Below are 19,615 nucleotides of genomic sequence, written 5' to 3'. Positions count from 1 at the left end.
GACAGGTCGCAGGTCAGACAGGTCGCAGGTCAGACAGTGCAAGGATGACGCCTTGGGGGTCGGTCACACTGGGATGTTCTACCAGATCGAAGGACCATCGGTTAACGCTTTCTTGCACTTCCACGCGATAATCCCGGCCTTTGTGGAATAGCCCGCGCGCGCCTGACGTCAGCCAAGGCGCCGACAGGTCCAGCAACACCGAGAGCGAGGCCAGAGCCCGCGCCGTGACGATTTGCGGCGTCGAAACAAGTGCATGGCTGTCTTCGATGCGCCGCGCCACGACCCGTGCCGGCAGGTTGAACTGGCCGATGACGGTCTGCAGGAACGACGCCTTCTTACGGTTGCTTTCCACCAGATCGATGCTGGCCCCATCGCGCTCGGCGAGCAGGAAGGCCATGACCAGGCCCGGAAATCCGCCGCCCGAACCGATGTCGACCCAGCGCGTGGCATTGGGCTCTATGCGTCCAAGCTGTGCGCTGTCGAGGATGTGGCGGTGCCAGACATCGCCCGAGGTCGACTGCGCCACCAGATTGATGCTGCGGTTCCATTTCTGGAACATCCGCTCGAACGCCGTCAGGCGATCGAATGTTTCACGTGAAACGGGGCCGGCCGCGTCCTGCAGGCTCTTCCAGGAGACAGAGCTCACGCAACATCCCTCTGGGCGCTCTCATGGTGGCGGACATGCGCGACAATGATCGCCAATGCAGCAGGTGTCATGCCCTCCATGCGCTGGGCGTCAGCGATGGAGCGCGGCCGCCGCGCCTGCATCTTCTGCTTCAACTCATTGGACAGGCCAGGCACGCCGGCAAAATCGACGCTTTCCGGGATCAGCCGGCTCTCCTCATGCCGGATCTGTGCGACGTCGGTCTTCTGACGGTCGAGGTAAACAGAATATTTCGCCTCCGTTTCAAGGCGCTCCGCCGTCTTGGCATCAATTGCCGCAAAGCGCGGTTCAATCATCGCCAGCCAGGCAACGTCGACGCCAGGATAGGCCAGCAGCTCATAGCCCGACCGGCGAACGCCATCGCGATTGATCTCCAGTCCGTGCCGCGCCGCCTCATTGGGCGTCATCGTCAGCGCGGTAGCCAGTTCTCGTGCTTCGTCGAGTCGCCGCATGACATTGCCATAACGCTGCATGCGTCGCGCGGAAGCGATCCCCAGCTTCTCCGCCAGCGGCGTCAACCGCTCGTCCGCATTGTCCGCGCGCAGCGACAGCCGGAATTCGGCGCGCGAGGTGAACATCCGGTACGGTTCGCTGATGCCGCGACTGGTCAGGTCGTCGACCATCACACCGATATAGGCCTCGGTGCGGCTGAGCACGACCTGCTCGCCGCCCGACGCCCGGCGCGCCGCGTTGATGCCGGCCAGCAAGCCCTGTCCGGCCGCCTCCTCATAACCGGTCGTGCCGTTGATCTGCCCGGCGAGGAAGAGCCCGGCGACGCGCTTGGTCTCGAGTGTCTGATCAAGCTCGCGCGGATCGACATGATCATATTCGATCGCATAGCCGGGCTGCAGCATCACAGCCCGCTCCAGACCCGGAATGGTCTTCAGAATATCGAGCTGGACATCTTCGGGCAGCGAGGTCGAGATCCCGTTCGGATAGACAGTGTGGTCGTCCAAGCCTTCCGGCTCGAGAAAGATCTGATGCCCATCCCGGTCGCCGAACTTGACGATCTTGTCCTCGATCGACGGGCAGTAACGTGGCCCGACGCCTTCGATCGAGCCGGAATACATGGCGGAGCGGCCAAGATTGACACGGATCAGCTCATGAGTGGCTGCAGTCGTGCGCGTGATGCCGCACTCGATCTGCGGCGTCGAGATATGATCGGTCATCAGCGAGAACGGCACCGGATCCTCGTCGGCCGCCTGGCTTTCGAGCGACGCCCAGTCGATGGTCCGCCCGTCCAGCCGCGGCGGCGTACCAGTCTTCAAGCGGCCGAGTTGAAACCCGGCGCGGGACATCGTCGCCGACAGGCCAAGGCTCGCCTGCTCGTTCATGCGGCCGGCGACAATCTTCTTCTCGCCGATATGAATGAGGCCGCGCAGGAAAGTTCCGGTCGTGAGCACCACCGCGCTGCAAGCAAGCCTGCGGCCATCGGCCAGCAGGACGGCTGAGATCCGCCCGTCCACGATTTCGAAGTCCAGCACCTCGGCATCGACTACGTCGAGATCGTTCTGCTGCCGAATCGCTTCCTGCATCGCCAAGCGATAGAGCTTCCTGTCGGCTTGCGTGCGCGGGCCGCGTACCGCTGGGCCCTTGCGTCGGTTGAGCAGGCGGAACTGGATGCCCGCAGCATCCGCCACACGGCCCATCAGGCCGTCCATGGCGTCGATCTCGCGCACCAGATGCCCTTTGCCAAGCCCGCCGATAGCCGGGTTGCACGACATCACGCCGATCGTGTCGAAGCGCAACGTCACCAGCGCGGTCCTGGCGCCGGCGCGCGCGGCGGCGCTTGCAGCCTCGCAACCCGCATGGCCGCCGCCCACCACAACCACATCATAGTGATCGGTCATTTCCAAATCCTGGACTCGAAAGAGATAGAGGACACATGTCCCCGCGGGGCGAAGCTGTCAAGAAAACTTCGCGGCAAGTTTCACGTGAAACAGAGCGGCAGGGTCCGGCAACGCCGTTTCACGTGAATCCTTAAGCGTCTTCGCGCTCGGTGCGTGTTTCACGTGAGTCATTTCCCAATGCAGAACTGCGCGAAGATCACATCCAGCATGTCCTCGACATCAATGGCGCCGACAATTCGGCCGAGCCGATCCGCCGCCAGCCGCAATTCCTCCGCACGCAGTTCCTGGCCTATGGCACGGCCGTCGGTCGCCCGAAGCAGATGGCGGTTCGCTTCGCCAAGCAATTCGACGTGGCGCAGACGTGACGGCAAGATATCACCAAGGTTGCCGGCCGCCTCCGCCGCGCGCTGACCGATCTCCGCGAGCAGCGCGTCCACGCCCGCCCCATTCAGGATCGAAATGACAAGATCATAATGACGGCGCGCTGCCACTGCCGCCTGCTCGTCGAGCAGATCGAGCTTGGTCCCGACCCGCAGCACCGGTACCGAACCGGGCAGAGAACCGACATCGCCGGGTTTCGCCACGTCCTCCAACAGCAACACGAGATCGGCGAGATCGGCCTTGGCTCGCGCTTTCTCGATACCGATCGCTTCGACCTTGCCTGCCGCCTCACGCAATCCCGCTGTGTCCGTCAATCGGATGCGCAACCCCCCGAGATCCAGCGCCACCTCGAGCAGATCCCGCGTCGTGCCAGGCTCATCCGTTACAATAGCTGCATCCCTTTGCGCCAAGGCGTTGAACAGACTCGACTTGCCGGCGTTCGGCGCGCCGAGGATCACAACCTCGAAGCCGTCGCGGATGATCTCGGCGGTGCGGAAACCGGCGATGTGGCGGGCGATCTCGCCGATCATCATTCCGACGTCGGGCCAGACCGTCTCCGAAACGGCACCGGGCACGTCGTCTTCATCGGCAAAGTCGATCTCGGCCTCGATCATGGCGCGTGCATGGACAAGCCTGCGACGCCAGCCAAGATAGAGCTCACTCTGGACCCCCTCGGCATTCCGGAGGGCAAAGCGCCGCTGCGCTTCGGTCTCGGCGTTGACTAGATCCGCCAGCGCCTCGGTCTCGACCAGATCGACCTTGCCATTGAGAAAGGCGCGGCGCGTGAATTCGCCAGCTTCGGCATGCCTGACGCCCGCAAAACCGGTGACCGTCTCCAGCATCCTGGCCACCACCGCGCGCCCGCCATGGACATGAAATTCGGCGACATCCTCACCGGTGAAGCTGGCCGGGCCTGGGAAGAAGATGACCAACCCGCTGTCCAGCACCGTTCCATCCGGTGCCCTGAACGTGCGCAAGAGCGCCACCCGGTCCTTAACCATGCCGCCGACGATCGTTTCGACCACGAATCGAGTCTGCGGGCCGGAAATGCGGATGACGGCGACGCCGGCTGGAAGCCGGCCACTCGACAGCGCAACGATCGAATCGGCTGAAATCATTTGCCCGTCCTGTTGAACCGCCCTAGCTTCCGCCACAGCTAACCAAGTTGCCGCCGAACTGCCATCGTTACCGAGTTGCCATTGTGACATTGCCCGCGCAAAACCTGCTTGCCGACGAAGCCAGCCCCTATTTGCAGCAACACAGCGGCAATCCGGTGCATTGGCGGGCCTGGTCGCCGGCTTCGCTTGAGGAGGCAAAAGCGCTGGACAGGCCTATCCTGCTCTCCGTCGGCTACGCCGCCTGCCACTGGTGCCATGTCATGGCCCATGAAAGCTTCGAGAACCACGACGTTGCCGCCGTCATGAACCGTCTGTTCGTCAATATCAAGGTGGACCGCGAGGAGCGGCCCGACATCGATCAGATCTACATGGCCGCGCTCTCCTCCATGGGCGAGCAGGGCGGTTGGCCGCTGACCATGTTCCTGACGCCAGACGGCAAGCCGTTCTGGGGCGGCACCTATTTTCCCAGGGAGCCGCGCTTTGGCCGCCCGGGCTTCATCCAGGTGATGGAGGCCGTGGACAGGGCCTGGCGCGAGAAAAGGGCCAGCCTGAACCAGAGCGCCGACGGCCTGACCACCCATGTCGAGGCGCGGCTCTCGGCGGCTCATGCCAAGGCGCTTCTCGATCGCGATACATTGTCCGACCTTGCCGGCCGCATCTCCGGCATGATCGACCGTGACCTTGGCGGCCTGCGCGGCGCGCCCAAATTCCCGAATGCGCCGTTCATGCTCACGCTGTGGCTGTCCTGGCTGCGCGACGGCAATGCTGCGCATCGCGACGACGTGCTCATCAGCCTGGAACAGATGCTGGGCGGCGGCATCTATGATCACATCGGCGGCGGGCTCAGCCGTTACTCGACCGACGCGGAATGGCTGGTGCCGCATTTCGAAAAGATGCTCTACGACAATGCCCAGCTCATCCGCTTCTGCAATTGGGCATACGCGGCGAGCGGCAACGACTTGTTCCGGACGCGAATCGAAGAGACCGTGGAGTGGCTGCTGCGCGAAATGCGCGTCGACGGCGGTGCCTTTGCCGCCAGCCTGGACGCCGACAGCGATGGCGAGGAAGGCCTTTTCTACACTTGGATCAGGGAGGAGATCGAAGCCGTCCTCGGCGACGATTCAGCTTTGTTTTTCAAATACTTCATGCTGTCCAGCCCGCACGGTTGGGAAGGCAAGCCGGTTGTCCATCAAACCCGCGCCCAGCAAACCCAAAGCGTGGCCGATCGCGAACGGCTGATACCGCTCAAGACAAAACTCCTCGCCGCTCGCGAAGGTCGGGTCCGGCCAGGCCTCGACGCGAAAGCCCTGACCGACTGGAACGGCCTGATGATCGCGGCACTCGCCGAGGCCGGCCGATCGCTGGCGCGACCCGACTGGATCGATGCGGCGGCCAAGGCCTTTGCCCATATCAGCGCCGCCAGCCGCGACGGCCGCCTGCCGCACTCCATGCTTGGCGTCAGAAAGCTGTTTCCTGCTTTGTCCAGCGACTATGCCGCCATGACCAATGCGGCGATCTCGCTGTTCGAGGCGTCAGGCAATTGGCGCTATGTCGATCAGGCCAGCCGGTTCATCGAGCAGCTCGACCGCTGGCACGTCGATGCCGAGGGCACCGGCCACTACCTGACCGCTTCCGACAGCACGGACGTGCCGATCCGCATCAGGGGCGATGTCGACGAGGCCATTCCGTCAGCCACCAGCCAGATCATCGAAGCGCTGGTCCGGCTGGCTTCCGTTACCGGCGATCTCGAACTGCAGGAGAGAGCGTGGAAGATCGCCGAGCACGCCGCCGGCCGGGCGGCGCAGCAGGCCTATGGTCAGGCGGGCATCATCAATGCGTGTGCGCTCGCGATCGAGCCGTTGAAGTTGGTCGTGGTGGACAGGCTGGAGGATCCAACGCTCGTTACGGTTGCGAATCGACGTCCTGACCCGCGTCGCGTCGACATCATTGCGGCGATTGGTTCGGAAGCGAATCGACCCTTGCTGCCCGGCGGCATTTTCCCACCGACCAACAGGGCGGGCGCCTGGCTTTGTACGGGCCAGCTTTGCCTTCCCGCTGTAAGCGACCCGCAAGAGCTCGAGCCTCTTCTGCGCCGCCAATAGGCAACTCGGGAAATGTGTGAGGCGATTTTCCGTCAGGCGGCGTCCGCTTCCGCCTGTACAGCCGAAGGCAATGTCCTGACCGATTTTGCATCCGGCCGCGGCTTGAACAGCAGATCCCTGGCCGCGATCACCGCGCCGACCATGATCAGCGCGCAGGCAAGCGCCACGGACCAGTGGAACACGCCAAACCCGGCCAACTACAGCACGATCACCGAAAACAGCGGCGCGGCATAAGACAAGGCACCCAGGATCATTATGTCCCCGTGCTTGCAGCCATGGTCCCAGGCGTAGAAGCCGGCTCCGAGCGGGATCGTGCCGAGAACAAGGATCGCGGCCCACTGCATCGTCGTTTCGGCCAGACCGTGATTTCCAGCGTCAGATGCAACACCAGCGCAACCACGGCGGTGATGAAGCAGTAGCCGGCCACGACATCGGTCGGCACCTGGCCGAAGCGCCGCGACAGGACGGAATAGCCGGCCCAGACGAAGGCGCAGAACAGAGCGATGCCATGGCCCTTCATCACACCATTGGCCAAACCGATGGTGCCACCCTTGGTGATCACCACGATCGCCCCGGCAAGGCCAAGGACGACGCCGACAAGGTGGTGAGCCTTGAGCCTCTCACCCGGCAGGAAGGCGGCGAAGACGACGATCAGCAAGGGCCAGAGATAGGCGATCAGGCTGACCTCGACGGGCGGCGCCGACTGGATCGCGAAGAAATAGGCGCAGTGATAGATGCACAATCCCGCAACCCCTGTCGCCCAGACCTTCCAGGGCTGCCGCAGCGAACGGACCGCGCCTGGACCGAAGGTCCAGCTGCCCATTCCGACAAGCGCACCGAGAAAGAACGTCATCGCCGCCAGCTGAAAGGGCGGTATCGGCCCCGCGGCCGTGGAAAGCAGCGCCAGAAACGACCAGGTCAGGATGGCTGAAAAGCCGACAAGCGTTGGGATGGTCTTCTTCACGTCACTTCCAACCGCGTATGTGGTCAAAACAGCAAACCGGCTCGGGCAGGATCATGCCTCAACAAGACGCGGACCATCGCATAAGGCTGGCACCGTCCGCCGCCGCATACAGCCACGCGGTATCCGGAATGCGACCCATCTGGAGGCAACAAAAAGCCCCATCCCGGTTGGCCGGAATGGGGCCTGATGCGCGGTCCGGGAAATTCCCGATAGCCCGTTACGTGTTCATCGAATCGAAGAAGTCGGCATTGGTCTTGGTCTGCTTCAGCTTGTCGATCAGGAACTCGATCGCATCGGTGGTGCCCATCGGCGCCAGGATGCGGCGCAGCACGAATATCTTCTGCAGATCCGAACGCGCGACCAGAAGGTCTTCCTTGCGGGTACCGGACTTGAGGATGTCTATCGCCGGATAGATGCGCTTGTCGGCCACCTTGCGATCCAGCTGGATTTCGCAGTTGCCGGTGCCCTTGAACTCCTCGAAAATGACTTCGTCCATACGGCTGCCGGTGTCGATCAGCGCCGTGGCGATGATGGTCAGCGAACCGCCTTCCTCGATGTTGCGCGCCGCGCCGAAGAAACGCTTCGGCCGCTGCAACGCGTTGGCGTCGACGCCGCCGGTCAGCACCTTGCCGGAGGACGGCACGACGGTGTTGTAGGCGCGGCCGAGGCGGGTGATGGAATCGAGCAGGATGACGACGTCGCGGCCATGTTCGACCAGGCGCTTGGCCTTCTCGATGACCATTTCGGCGACCTGCACGTGGCGCACCGCCGGCTCGTCGAAGGTCGAGGAGATGACTTCGCCCTTGACCGAGCGCTGCATGTCGGTCACCTCTTCCGGGCGCTCATCGATCAGAAGCACGATCAGATAACACTCCGGATGGTTGGCGGTGATGGAGTGCGCGATGTTCTGCAGGAGCACCGTCTTGCCGGTGCGCGGCTGTGCGTTGATCAAGGCACGCTGCCCTTTGCCGATCGGCGCCACCAGATCGATCACACGAGACGATATGTCCTTGGTGGCCGGGTTCTCGACTTCCATCTTCAGCCGCGAGGTCGGATAGAGCGGCGTCAGATTGTCGAAATGGATCTTGTGGCGGATCTTTTCGGGATCGTCGAAATTGATCGTGTTGACCTTGAGCAGCGCGAAATAGCGCTCGCCCTCTTTCGGGCTGCGGATCGGCCCTTCGACCGTATCGCCGGTCTTCAGCGAAAAGCGGCGGATCTGCGACGGCGAGATGTAGATATCGTCGGGACCTGGCAAATAGTTGGCATTGGCGGAGCGCAGGAAACCGAAACCATCCTGCAGCACCTCGACCACACCTTCGCCGATGATCTCGACGTCCTGTGCCGCCAGCTTCTTCAGGATCGCGAACATCAGCTCCTGCTTGCGCATCACGCTGGCGTTCTCGACCTCGAGCGATTCGGCATAGGCGATCAGCTCTGGCGGTTTCTTGTTCTTGAACTCGGTAAGTTTCATTTCTTGCATAGACGGACTCTGGGTGAGCTTTGGGAAAATATCGGCGGGATGCGACAAATGCCGGGCGCGGCCGAAAACAATGAGGGGCGGCGCATGACGGGAAGGAAGACCCGTCTTTTATCGTCGGTCTGGTGAAAGAGCAAGCCGCGTTTTACGGACCTGACAGGCCTCAGAAAGGCTTCACGACAACCAGGATCACAATTGCCACCATCAACAATGTGGGGATCTCGTTGACGATCCGCCAGTGCCGCGCCGGCTTTTCATTGCGATCCTCGGCGAATTTGCGCACCGCGCCGGCGAGATAGCCGTGAACCGCAGACAACAGGAGCACCGCGGCGATCTTGGCGTGCAGCCAGCCGCCCTGGAAACCAAAACCTTTCCAGGCGAGCCAGAGGCCGAACATCCAGGTGACGATCATTGCCGGACTGATGATGCCGCGCAGCAGGCGCCGCTCCATCACCTTGAAGGTCTCCGATTGCACCGAGCCCTTTTCGGCATCGGCATGATAGACCAGCAAGCGCGGCAGATAGAGCATGCCGGCCATCCACGAAATGACGGCAAGGATATGGATCGCCTTTGCCCAGGGATAGAAACTCTCAGGCGCGACGAAAAACAACAGTGCGGTGAGGACAACAAGCGCCGCGATACCGACGACCATGCGCATCATTGCCTGACCGGTGCTGTTCGTGTTTCCGGTGCTGTCCGACCGAGCCATCAGCGTGTCGCGCTCCTCACCTGTTTCACCATCGCCTCGACATGCGCGACCGGGGTCTCCGGCGTGATGCCATGGCCGAGATTGAAGATCAGCGGGCCTTCGCCCAACATCTTCAGGATCGCCTCGACGCCATAGGCGAGCGCCTGGCCGCCGGCCACCAGCCGCAACGGATCGAGATTGCCCTGGACGGCACCCAAGCGCTGCAAGTCCTTCGCCGTCTCCAGCGGCACCGTCCAATCGATCCCCAGGCCGGTTACCCCGGTCTTCTCCCGATAGGTCTGGTAGCGCGCACCGGCGCCCTTGGGAAAGCCGATGATCGGCACATCGGGATGGGCAACCCTGACCTGCCGGACGATCTCGGCCACCGGCTGAACGCAGAACCGTTCAAAAGAGGCATCGTCGAGCACGCCGGACCAGGAATCGAAAATCTGCACCACGTCGGCGCCGGCTTCGATCTGACGGATCAGGTAGGCCGCCGAATGATCGGCGAGTACCTTCAGCAGTTGTTGAAAGGCGACCGGTTCGCGATAGGCGAACAGCCGCGCCGGCGCCTGGTCCGACGTACCGTGGCCGGCAATCATATAGGTCGCCACCGTCCATGGCGCGCCGCAGAAGCCGATCAGGGTCGTCTCGTCGGGCAGTTTCGCCCGCAGCCGACGAACCGTCTCGTAGACTGGTTCGAGATTCACGTGAAACATGCTGCTCTCCAGAGCCGCAACCTCGGCGGCGGAGATCGGCGTCAGCAGCGGGCCCCGCCCCTCTTCGAAGCGAACATCGCGGCCAAGCGCGTGCGGGACGACAAGGATGTCGGAGAACAGGATCGAGGCGTCGAAGCCGAAGCGCTCGATCGGCTGCAGCGTCACTTCGACGGCAAGGTCGGGATCGTAACAGAGGTCAAGGAATGAGCCGGCACGTCGGCGCGTGTCACGATACTCCGGCAGATAGCGCCCGGCCTGGCGCATCATCCAGAGCGGAGGAGGAAAATGAGCCTTGCCCTTCAGGACATCCAGCATGATCCGGTTCTGGGGCATCGAGCGCTCGCTTCTCCAAGCCTCTTTCTAATCAAATATTCTTATATCTAAGATTCTTCTGATTCTAAGAGTCTGTTGGTTGTGGTGGTTGTCACCTGTCCCGCTTCATCAAGCAAAAAGCCAGCAAGCATATTGTCGCGCGCTTCTTTCTCCCGAATGCAGGGTTCTGGGGAAGATCACGAATCCATCATCGGAGTCAAAGTGTTACGCCGCCACTGGAAAAGCCGGCCCTGTGGACGGACGAAAGGCAAAGGACATCCTCCCCGGATTTGTCCCCAGCCGCCCGACGAAGCCGACAGCACATCGAATTGTGGACAAACTGGCATCTGATACAGTCGCCTCCGACGAGCCCGGCTCGTTGTCCGACCTTATCCACATCCGCCCACAGCCCCAGGTGATCCCTGTGAACAAACCCCAGAGCTTCTTTCACCTGCACCTGATTTCCGACGCGACCGGCGAAACGCTGCTCGCAGCCGGCCGCGCGGCTTCCGCGCAATACAAGGATGCGCGCGCCATCGAGCACATCTACCCGCTCATCCGCACCGAAAAACAGGTGGCCAAGGTGTTCGAGGACATCGAGGAGGAGCCGGGCATCATTCTCTATACGGTCGTCGACCAGAAGCTGGCGCGCGGCATAGACGAACGTTGCGCGGCCATGGGTCTGCCCTGTGTCTCGGTGCTGGAGCCGGTGCTTACCGTCTTCCAGTCCTATCTCGGCACGCCGGCGGGCCGCCGCGTCGGCGCCCAGCATGTTCTCGACGCCGAATATTTCCGCCGCATCGATGCCCTCAATTTCACCATGGAGCATGATGACGGCCAGCTGCCGGCCAATATGGACGATGCCGACATCGTGCTGATCGGCATTTCGCGCACCTCCAAGACACCGACCAGTATCTATCTCGCCAATCGCGGCATCAAGACCGCCAACATCCCGATCGTGCTCGGCGTGCCAGTGCCCGAGAGCCTGGTCAACGCCAAGGCGCCGCTGGTCGTCGGGCTGATCGCCACCGCCGAGCGCATCTCGCATGTTCGGCAGAACCGCATCCTCGGCAACAGCAGTTCTTACGTACCGACAGATTACGTCGACCGCGCCGCCATCAACGAGGAGCTCGCCTATGCCCGCCAGATCTGCACCAGGCACGGCTGGCCGATGATCGACGTCAGCCGCCGCTCGATCGAGGAAACGGCGGCGGCGATCGTTGCCCTGCGGGGGAAGAACAGATAGATGAGCGAAGAGTTGGTTTTGCGGAAGTCGGCTCTGCCCCTCACCTGCCTGCCGGCATCCTCTCCCCGTATAGGGACGGGGAGAGGGGCGCTGTCATTGATGGTTTCGCCAATCGTCAACGTGGCCGGAAAGAGCGCATGCGCTGAAACCGCTCCTTTCTCCCCGTCCCTATACGGGGAGAAATGTCCGGCAGGACAATGAGGGGCGGCGCCGGCTTCACTGAATAAGCCCCGTACTCCAACCGCGCCTGTGTCCGCGCCTGTGTTGAAAAATGACCGAAAAAATCATCCTTGCCTCAGGCAGTCCGTTCCGCAAGGCGATGCTTCTCAACGCCGGCGTCGACGTCGAAGCGGTTCCCGCCGATGTCGACGAGCGGGCGCTCGAGGCGCCCTTGCAGGACAGCGACGTTTCGCCGGAGGATGTCGCCCTCATCCTCGCCGAGGCCAAGGCCACCGAAGTCAGCGAGCGCAGGCCCGGCGCTCTGGTGCTCGGCTGCGACCAGACGCTGTCGCTCGGCGACGAGGTGTTCCACAAGCCGGCCGACATGGAAGGCGCGCGCCGCCATCTCCTGGCGTTGTCGGGCAAGACCCACCTGCTCAACAGCGCCGCCGTGCTGGTGCGTGACGGCAAGGTGCGGTGGCGGCATGTCGGCATCGCCTCGATGACCATGCGCAAGCTCGACCCCGCTTTCATCGGCCGCCATCTCGCCCGTGTCGGCGCCAAGGCGCTGGCCAGCGTCGGCGCCTACCAGGTCGAGGGTGAAGGCATCCAGCTCTTCGAAAAGATCGAGGGCGACCATTTCACCATTGTCGGCCTGCCGCTTTTGCCGCTGCTGGCGGAACTGCGCACGCTGGGAGCGATCGATGGCTGAAGCGACCAAGAAGGCCTTCGTCACCGGCCATCCGGTCAAGCATTCGCGCTCGCCGAAGATCCATGGTTACTGGCTGGCCGCCCATGGCATCGACGGCAGTTACGAGGCCATCGACGTCGCGCCGCAGGACTTCGCCGAATTCGTCGCGACCTTGCGGCTGGCCGGCTTTCGTGGCGGCAATGTCACCATTCCGCACAAGGAGGCAGCCTTCGCGCTGGCCGAGCGCCACGACCAGGCGGCGGAAGAGATCGGCGCTGTCAACACGCTTTGGTTCGAGGACGGCGTCTTGTGGGGCGGCAACACCGATGGTCACGGCTTTGCCGCCAATCTTGACGACTACGCACCGGGCTGGGCGAGCAACGGACCCGCGGTCGTGCTCGGCGCTGGCGGCGCGTCGCGCGCCATCATCCAGGCGCTGAAGCAACGCGGCATCGCCGACATCCGCATCGTCAACCGCACGCTTACCCGGGCGCAGGAACTACGGGATCGTTTCGACACCGGCATTTCGGCACACGGCATGGCTGCGACCAACGAGCTGCTTGCCGATGCCGGCCTGCTGGTCAACACCACGGCACTCGGCATGCACGGCAATGAAGGCCTCTCCGCCGATCCGGCCCTGTTGCCGGACCACGCCATCGTTACCGATATCGTCTATGTGCCGCTTGAAACGCCGCTGCTGGCTGCCGCCCGCGCCAGGGGGCTGAAGACGGTCGACGGCCTCGGCATGCTGCTCAACCAGGCCGTGCCCGGTTTCGAACGCTGGTTCGGGGTGAGGCCAAAGGTTACGGCTGAGCTCCGCGCGATCATCGTCGCCGATCTGGTGCCGAAAGCATGATCGTGCTCGGTCTCACCGGCTCGATCGGCATGGGCAAGTCGACGACGGCCAGGATATTCGCCGAGGCGGGCGTACCGGTTCACGACTCCGACGAGACCGTGCATCGCCTCTACGCCGGCAAGGCGGCGCCTTTGGTCGAGGCCGCTTTCCCCGGAACCACATCCGCCGGAGGCGTAGACCGCGCGAAACTGGCGGCCCGTGTGCTCGGCGACGCCGCCGCGCTGAAGCGGCTTGAAGCCATCATCCACCCGCTGGTTCGTGCCGACGCCGACACCTTCCTGGCCAAGCATCGTAACGCCGGCGAATCGATCGCCGTGCTCGACATTCCGCTGCTGTTCGAAACCGGTGGCCGCAACCGCGTCGACAAGGTCGTGGTCGTCACCGCGCCGGCCGAAATCCAGCGTCAGCGCGTGCTGGCGCGGCCGGGCATGACGGAGGAAAAACTGGCATCGATTCTGGCCAAGCAGGTGCCGGACGCGGAGAAACGCGACATGGCCGATTTCGTCATCGACACTGGCCAGGGGCTGGATGCCGCCCGCGATGCCGTCGCCGCCATCATTGCCGAACTCTCCGGGGATAACTCCGGCAATGCCCCCTCCTGACGGCATGCTGTCGGCATTGCCCATTGCCATTTTGTTCCGGTCTCGCGATTCTGCCCCTTGGAGCAACTGATTCGATGCGTGAGATCATCTTCGACACCGAAACCACCGGCCTTGATTCGCGCGATGACCGCGTGATCGAGCTTGGCGGCGTCGAGCTGGTCAATCGCTTCCCGACAGGCAAGACCTTCCACCACTACATCAACCCGCAGGGCCGCGCGATCCACGCCGAGGCGCAGGCGGTGCACGGCATCAGCGCGGCGGATCTTGCCGGCAAGCCGACCTTCGCCGAAATCGCCGAGGAGTGGCTGAAGTTCACGGAAGGCGCCAAGCTGATCGCTCACAACGCCACCTTCGATATCGGCTTCCTCAATGTCGAGTTCGCCCGGCTTGGTCATCCGCCGGTCGACAATGGGCTTGTCGTCGACACGCTGGCTCTGGCGCGCCGCAAGCACCCGATGGGCCCCAATTCGCTCGACGCGCTCTGCCGGCGCTACGGCATTGACAACACGAAGCGCACCAAGCACGGCGCCCTGCTCGATTCCGAACTGCTGGCCGAAGTCTATATCGAGCTGATCGGCGGCAAGCAGGCCGCCCTCATCCTCGACAGCGTGGCCGGCCCTTCCCAGGGCGGCGACAATGTCCGCCAGATCGAGATCGTTGTCGCCGAACGACCGGCACCGCTGCGGCCGCGCCTGACCGAAGCCGATCGCGCCGCCCATGCCGCCATGGTCGCCACGCTCGGCGAAAAGGCACTGTGGCTGCAAGCCACTTCATCCGAAGCAAGTGCCGCGGCGGCGTCGTAAGCAATTCCGGGAGAAGTGACGGGCCTCCGTCCGGAATTGTGTCAAGAAACAAGGACGAACCTCAATACGGCCATTCGCCCCGGCCCAGCGCCGCGACCGCATCGATAATGCGCGCGAAAGCTTCGGCCGCGGCCGGCACCGTGGTGCGGGCGCGCAGGAAACTGTGCACCAGGCGCTTCTCCTCATGCCACCACGCCTTGCCGCCGGCGGCCACGATACGGTCGCGATAGGTCTCGCCATCCGAGGACAGCGGATCGCACTCGGCTGTGATGACCACGGTGGGCGGCAGGCCGGAAAAGTTGGTGTCGCGCAAGGGCGAGAAGGTCGGATCGTCGGGCGATTGCCGCCTGACGGAGCGGACATCACGGTAAAAGGCGATATCGCCGACCGACAGCAGCGGTGCCTCCGCATGCTCGATATAGGAGCCGGAGCTTTCGTCGCCGCCGAGGCCGGGATAGATCAGCACCTGGCCGATCGCTGCGCGGGCGTGCCGGCGCGTTGCCTGCGCAACAGCCGCCGTCAGATTGCCGCCGGCACTCTCGCCGCACAGCACGATCGGCAGGCTGCCCGTCCCGGCCGCCCATTCGAAGGCGGCCAGCGCATCGTTGAAGGCAGCGGGGTGGACATGCTCCGGCGCCAGCCGATAGTCGACCGACAGCACGTCGAAGCCGGTGCCGGCGCAGATCTCGGCGCAGATGTCGTCATGGCTGTCGAGTCCGCCAAGGATGAAGCCACCGCCATGATAGTAGACGACCAGGGCTCGCGCGGCCTGGCCCGAGAGTTGGTAGCGCCGAACGGGAATGCCATGATCGGCGGCGGCGATCAGGCCGTCACGGGTCTTGACCCCCAACGGGCGCCCCTGGCGGAAGGCCCGGCACATCCGGTTATAGACCGCGCGCTGCTTGTCGACAGGCAGGCCGACGATCTCTTGCGGGTACCAGGCGTTGACGCTGTCAATATACGCCCACAGGGCCGGGTCTAGCCGGGTCTCGTACTTGCCGCGGCTGGTCATGTCAGTCTGCACGGCCGGGCGCATCAGAGCTCGGCATAAAGCTCGGCCGCGTTGTCGAAGCTGAAGCGCAGCGGCACCGAGCCTTCGACCTGCCAGGCGGTGACCGTCTCGCCGGCCAGCAGCCGGCAGGCGCCGTCGGTATCGGTGACCGCGCCGCCATAGAGCCGGTTGGCAAGGTTGAGGATGCCGGTCTGGTGCATGGCCGCGCTGCCGCTGCCGCAGGCATCCTTGACCAGCAGCACGCGAAAACCCTTGGCCACCGCATCCTTGACGGTGGCATCGATGCAGGCCTCGGTCCACACGCCCGATATGACCAGCCATTCGATGCCCGAAGCCTTGAGCTGATCGGCCGCTGGCCCGGACCGGAAGGCGCTGGCCTCGGCCTTGATCAGCAACGCCTCGCCACTGGCCGGTGCCACCTCGTGGCAGATCTCGGTCAGCGGGTCGCTCTTGTCGGAAAAGGCCGATTTGCCGTTGGCATCGAGCGGATGAAACGGCCGCTCCTGTTTGTCGAGATCGACGATATAGGCCCAGTGATGGAGCGGCACATGGTTCTCGCGTGCCGCCGCCTGCAGTCGCCGGACGTTGGCGAGGATTTTTTCAAAGCCCTCGACCAGGTAGCGCCGGTCCTGCCGGTGCTCTTCCTGCAGGTCGATGAAGACGGCGGCCACCGAACCGCGCTTGATGGAGATGGGACTTTTCATGCGGAGGAGCCTTGGCTCAACGCCGGCGTCGCCCTGTCCAGCGATCTGGCGCAAGCCGTTGCGATTGGCCGGCGCCCCCCCCATGTCGTCATCCCAGGGCGAAGCAGGAGCGCAACTCCGTCGCGGAGACCCTGGGATCCATGCCGTGACGTTGATCGAATAATGCAGCGGAGCAGAATTCCGTAGCCGTTGCATCGCTTTGGCGTCACGGCATGGATCCTAGGGTCTGCGCCGCGTCGCTGCGCTCCTTGCTTCGCCCTAGGATGACGAAAGCGCGGGGCGTTCCATCTGGTTGCCAACGGAGACGGACCCAGCATCAAACCTGTTTCTCCAGGAACTCATCCTCATAGGGGAAGCGCGACAGAAGTTCGGTGCCGGTGTCGGTGATCAGGATTTCGTCCTCCAGCTTGACGCCCTCGCGGCCGCCCTTCTCGCCGATATAGCTTTCCACGCTCACCACCATGCCTGGCACGATATGGCCGTCGCGGCCATAGGTCTCGTAGTCCATGGCATGGGCGATGAACGGCGTCTCGCCATGCATGCCGACGCCGTGCATCACCGAGGTGTAGCGCTGGTCGACGAAGCGGTCCGGGATCTTCCACGCCTTCTCGGCGATCTCGCGGAAGGCCATGCCCGGCTTGACGATCGAGATGTTGTGCTGAACCTGGTCATGCGCCATGCGGTAGAGCGACTTCTGGTAAGGGCTCGGCTTGCCCGGCCCGCAGCGGAAGGTGCGGGAGAAGTCGGAATAATAGCCGTAGCAGCCGATCGTGTCGGTATCGAGCGCCAGCAATTCGCCCGGCCGGATCTTGCGGCCGCTGGCCTCGTTGAACCAGGGATTGGTGCGCTGGCCCGAGGTCAGCAGCCGCGTCTCGATGAACTCGCCGCCCTGCCGGATCACCTCGCCATACATGATGGCGAACAGGTCATTTTCGGAAACGCCGGGTTTGATCGCCTCGCGTACCGCCGCCACCGCCGCCTCGGCGCCGGCCATCGACACCTGCAGGCATTTCACCTCCTCCGGCGTCTTCACCGCCCGCACCGCCAGGATCTCGCCCTGACAATCGCGGACCTCGCAGCCGCGCTTTTCCAGCGCCAGCGCCTGCAGATGGCTGCAGCGGTCGAGGCCGAGCTTCATCGAGCCGCCGCCATGCTTCTTCAGGAGTTCGGCGATTTCGTCGGCGAACGGACCGGCGGTCTCGTCGTCGCGGCCCGAGACCGACGACCAGACGAGCTTGGAAGGACGCGCCTCGTCGATCGTGTCGAGCACCATGGAGACATGGTAGCTCTGCGGATACTCGAACAGCACGATCGGCCCTTCGGTCGGGATGAAGAAATAACGGGTCGAGTTGCGCAGGAAGTAGCCGAACATGTTGCGCGAGCCGGTGGCGTAGCGCTGGTTATAGGGGTCGAACAGCACGACGCCGCCATAGCCGGCCTCGCGCATCCAGCCGCGCAGCTTGGCAAGCCGGCCCTTGCGCAGCGCGTCGGCATCGATGAAGGACGGCTCGGTGTCGGACAGCCACATGCCGCCGGCAGGATCGGCCGCCGCCGGATGGCGCATGCGGTCCTTGAAGTCCACGTCCTCGGTGCTGTCCGGTTCGAAAACGACGATGCTCATGGTGCCTGGCCTTGGGTGGGTTGCTAGCCGAGACCATGGCGCAGGAGCGACGAAAGGATTGTGCGAAAAACCGCGTGTGTTGTGCGGGATGCCGCTGGCGAACGGCTCCATCGAGATCCTTCACGCGCCCCCCCTCTGACCTGCCGGCCATCTCCCCCACAGGTGGGGAGATCGGCAGCTTCGGAAGCCGCGCTCATGTCCTCACGGTCGGAGTTGGTGGAGGCGGAGGTAACGGCCAATCTCCCCCCTTGCGGGGGAGATGTCCGGCAGGACAGAGGGGCGCGCTGTCCCGCCAGCATCCGAAGGCACCTAATGTCGCCTCGCCAGCTTCGGCGGATGTCCATGTTCTTCCCGAAATGCCCGGGCAAAGCTCGACATCGAGGCAAAGCCGCAGGCCAGCGCCACGTCGCGCACGGCGAGCGTCGAATGCGCCAGAAGATCGGCGGCGCGCTTCAGCCGCAGCCGCCGATAGTAACCGTTGGGCGAGATGGCGAGTTCGGAACGGAAGGAGCGTTCGAGCTTGTCAGAAGAAACGCCGAGTTTTTGGGTCAGTTCGGCCATGCCGAGCCGCTCCTCCACGGCGTCTTCCATGATCGCAATGGCCGACAGCACCAGCTCGTTGCGAACGCCGGTGCGCAGCCGCAGCGGCATCAGCTTGCGGTCGACGCTGGAGCGCAGCTGGCTGTGCACGAACCATTCGGCGACGCCGGCGGCAAGCTCGGCGCCGTAATCCCGGGTGATGATCTCCAGCATCATGTCGAGGCTGCCGACACCGCCGGCCGAAGTGAAACGCTTGCGGTCGATGACATAGAGATCGCGGCTGAGCTCGATGTTGGGAAAGGCCTCGGTGAAGGCGGCCTGGCTGGTCCAGTGCAAGGTGCAGGCATGGCCGTCGAGCAGGCCGGCGCGCGCGAGGAAGAACGCCGCGTCGGCAACGGCGCCGATATGGGCGCCGCCGCGCAGGCTGCGGCGGATCCAGCTTGCCGCATCCTCGGCCACGAGATGATCGGCATCGCCGCCCGAACAGACGACCACGCGGTCGACCTTCGGCGCATCCTCGGCATAAAAGCCCGGCTGGATGACGACGCCATTCGAGGCCTCGACCGAACCCTTCGTGCCGCCGACGATGATCCAGCGGTAGCATTCCTTCTTCGCCAGAATGTTGGCCGCGCGCAGCGGCTCGATGACGGAGCTGAACGCCAACATCGGGAAGCCGGGAAACACCAGCACCGCGAAGGTGATGGTCTCGGTGGGTTTTGAAGCGTCGCGCGTGGCCATGGACGACACAATTCGGACGAATGGCGTCCGGGGTCAACGGTACTTGGCTCATAACTGCTCGAGACGGCGTGGCCTTCAGAGTCGAGACGCTTTGATGTCGCGGCATGGATCCTAGGGTCTTCGCGACGGAGCTCCGCTCCTGCTCCGCCCTAGGATGACGAAGTGAGGTTTGTTTCAGCCAATCTGCAAAGTCTTCAAAATGCAACCGCCAAACTTAAAACATCCGCGATTGGCTTGGCTGTTTTTGTCTTCGTCATCCTAGGGCGAAGCAAGGAGCGCAGCGACGCGGCGCAGACCCTAGGTGTTTAGTCCCGGCATTTGATGGACCGGGTCGAGTCTGAACCGTTCGGGCTCTTTTTTCCAGA

General features: G+C 63.6%; 16 protein-coding genes and 1 pseudogene. 6 read left to right on the top strand and 11 right to left on the bottom strand.

Features of this window, described 5'->3' with window-relative positions; translation table 11 throughout:
• Nucleotides 1-13: 13 nt before the first annotated feature.
• The 3 genes from rsmG to mnmE form a co-directional block, all read right to left on the bottom strand.
• A complete protein-coding gene (rsmG, locus tag FJ934_RS23655; protein WP_140612852.1) occupies nt 14-646 on the bottom strand; it encodes a 16S rRNA (guanine(527)-N(7))-methyltransferase RsmG in 633 nt (210 codons plus the stop codon).
• A complete protein-coding gene (gene mnmG / locus FJ934_RS23650; RefSeq protein WP_140612851.1) occupies nt 643-2,514 on the bottom strand; it encodes a tRNA uridine-5-carboxymethylaminomethyl(34) synthesis enzyme MnmG in 1,872 nt (623 codons plus the stop codon). The genes rsmG and mnmG overlap by 4 nt, the downstream gene beginning before the upstream one ends.
• A 167-nt stretch (nt 2,515-2,681) precedes the next feature.
• Nucleotides 2,682-4,013, bottom strand: coding sequence for a tRNA uridine-5-carboxymethylaminomethyl(34) synthesis GTPase MnmE (gene mnmE / locus FJ934_RS23645; RefSeq protein ID WP_140612850.1), 1,332 nt, complete (start codon nt 4,011-4,013; stop codon nt 2,682-2,684).
• 83 nt (nt 4,014-4,096) lie between these two features.
• On the opposite strand from mnmE, the gene FJ934_RS23640 reads away from it, so the two are divergent.
• The gene (locus tag FJ934_RS23640) at nt 4,097-6,115 is read left to right on the top strand and encodes a thioredoxin domain-containing protein (protein ID WP_140612849.1); all 2,019 of its coding nucleotides are present in this window, start codon (nt 4,097-4,099) and stop codon (nt 6,113-6,115) included.
• A 32-nt stretch (nt 6,116-6,147) separates the two neighbouring features.
• Here the strand turns inward: FJ934_RS23640 and FJ934_RS23635 are convergent.
• The 4 genes and pseudogenes from FJ934_RS23635 to hemE all read right to left on the bottom strand — a co-directional run bounded on the left by FJ934_RS23635 (nt 6,148) and on the right by hemE (nt 10,299).
• Nucleotides 6,148-7,079, bottom strand: a pseudogene (locus FJ934_RS23635) (EamA family transporter).
• Between the two features lie 217 nt (nt 7,080-7,296).
• Nucleotides 7,297-8,562, bottom strand: a complete 1,266-nt coding sequence (gene rho / locus FJ934_RS23630; protein ID WP_140612848.1) for a transcription termination factor Rho — start codon at nt 8,560-8,562, stop codon at nt 7,297-7,299.
• Between the two features lie 160 nt (nt 8,563-8,722).
• Nucleotides 8,723-9,268, bottom strand: a complete 546-nt coding sequence (gene hemJ, locus FJ934_RS23625) for a protoporphyrinogen oxidase HemJ (RefSeq protein WP_140612847.1) — start codon at nt 9,266-9,268, stop codon at nt 8,723-8,725.
• Nucleotides 9,268-10,299 (bottom strand): uroporphyrinogen decarboxylase, encoded by a 1,032-nt coding sequence (hemE, locus tag FJ934_RS23620; protein WP_140612846.1) that lies wholly within the window; start codon nt 10,297-10,299, stop codon nt 9,268-9,270. Before hemE ends, hemJ begins: the two co-directional genes overlap by 1 nt.
• A gap of 403 nt (nt 10,300-10,702) precedes the next feature.
• Here hemE and FJ934_RS23615 point away from each other — a divergent pair, with 403 nt between their 5' ends.
• The 5 genes from FJ934_RS23615 (at nt 10,703) to dnaQ (ending at nt 14,635) form a co-directional block, all read left to right on the top strand.
• Nucleotides 10,703-11,524: a pyruvate, water dikinase regulatory protein gene (locus FJ934_RS23615; RefSeq protein ID WP_140612845.1), complete on the top strand. Its 822-nt coding sequence runs from the start codon at nt 10,703-10,705 to the stop codon at nt 11,522-11,524.
• A gap of 271 nt (nt 11,525-11,795) precedes the next feature.
• Nucleotides 11,796-12,395, top strand: a complete 600-nt coding sequence (locus FJ934_RS23610; RefSeq protein WP_140612844.1) for a Maf-like protein — start codon at nt 11,796-11,798, stop codon at nt 12,393-12,395.
• Entirely contained in the window at nt 12,388-13,230 is an 843-nt protein-coding gene (locus tag FJ934_RS23605) for a shikimate dehydrogenase (protein ID WP_140612843.1), read from the top strand. Before FJ934_RS23610 ends, FJ934_RS23605 begins: the two co-directional genes overlap by 8 nt.
• On the top strand, nt 13,227-13,832 hold the full coding sequence (coaE, locus tag FJ934_RS23600) for a dephospho-CoA kinase (protein ID WP_140612842.1): 606 nt from the start codon (nt 13,227-13,229) through the stop codon (nt 13,830-13,832). The genes FJ934_RS23605 and coaE overlap by 4 nt, the downstream gene beginning before the upstream one ends.
• Before the next feature lie 74 nt (nt 13,833-13,906).
• Nucleotides 13,907-14,635 carry a DNA polymerase III subunit epsilon gene (gene dnaQ / locus FJ934_RS23595; RefSeq protein WP_140612841.1) on the top strand — a complete coding sequence of 243 codons (729 nt, stop codon included), beginning with the start codon at nt 13,907-13,909 and terminating at the stop codon, nt 14,633-14,635.
• Between the two features lie 61 nt (nt 14,636-14,696).
• Here dnaQ and FJ934_RS23590 read toward each other — a convergent pair whose 3' ends face one another.
• From FJ934_RS23590 to FJ934_RS23570, 4 genes are all read right to left on the bottom strand, one after another.
• The gene (locus FJ934_RS23590; RefSeq protein ID WP_140612840.1) at nt 14,697-15,647 is read right to left on the bottom strand and encodes an alpha/beta hydrolase; all 951 of its coding nucleotides are present in this window, start codon (nt 15,645-15,647) and stop codon (nt 14,697-14,699) included.
• Nucleotides 15,648-15,670: 23 nt separating this feature from the next.
• On the bottom strand, nt 15,671-16,351 hold the full coding sequence (locus FJ934_RS23585) for an isochorismatase family protein (protein ID WP_140612839.1): 681 nt from the start codon (nt 16,349-16,351) through the stop codon (nt 15,671-15,673).
• 316 nt (nt 16,352-16,667) lie between these two features.
• Nucleotides 16,668-17,972, bottom strand: a complete 1,305-nt coding sequence (locus tag FJ934_RS23580) for a Xaa-Pro peptidase family protein (protein WP_140612838.1) — start codon at nt 17,970-17,972, stop codon at nt 16,668-16,670.
• 309 nt (nt 17,973-18,281) lie between these two features.
• Nucleotides 18,282-19,250: a GlxA family transcriptional regulator gene (locus FJ934_RS23570; protein WP_140612837.1), complete on the bottom strand. Its 969-nt coding sequence runs from the start codon at nt 19,248-19,250 to the stop codon at nt 18,282-18,284.
• Between the last annotated feature and the right edge of the window lie 365 nt (nt 19,251-19,615).

Source organism: Mesorhizobium sp. B2-4-12 (assembly GCF_006441575.1).
Classification (GTDB): domain Bacteria; phylum Pseudomonadota; class Alphaproteobacteria; order Rhizobiales; family Rhizobiaceae; genus Mesorhizobium.
This window is presented reverse-complemented; position numbering and strand designations above follow the sequence as displayed.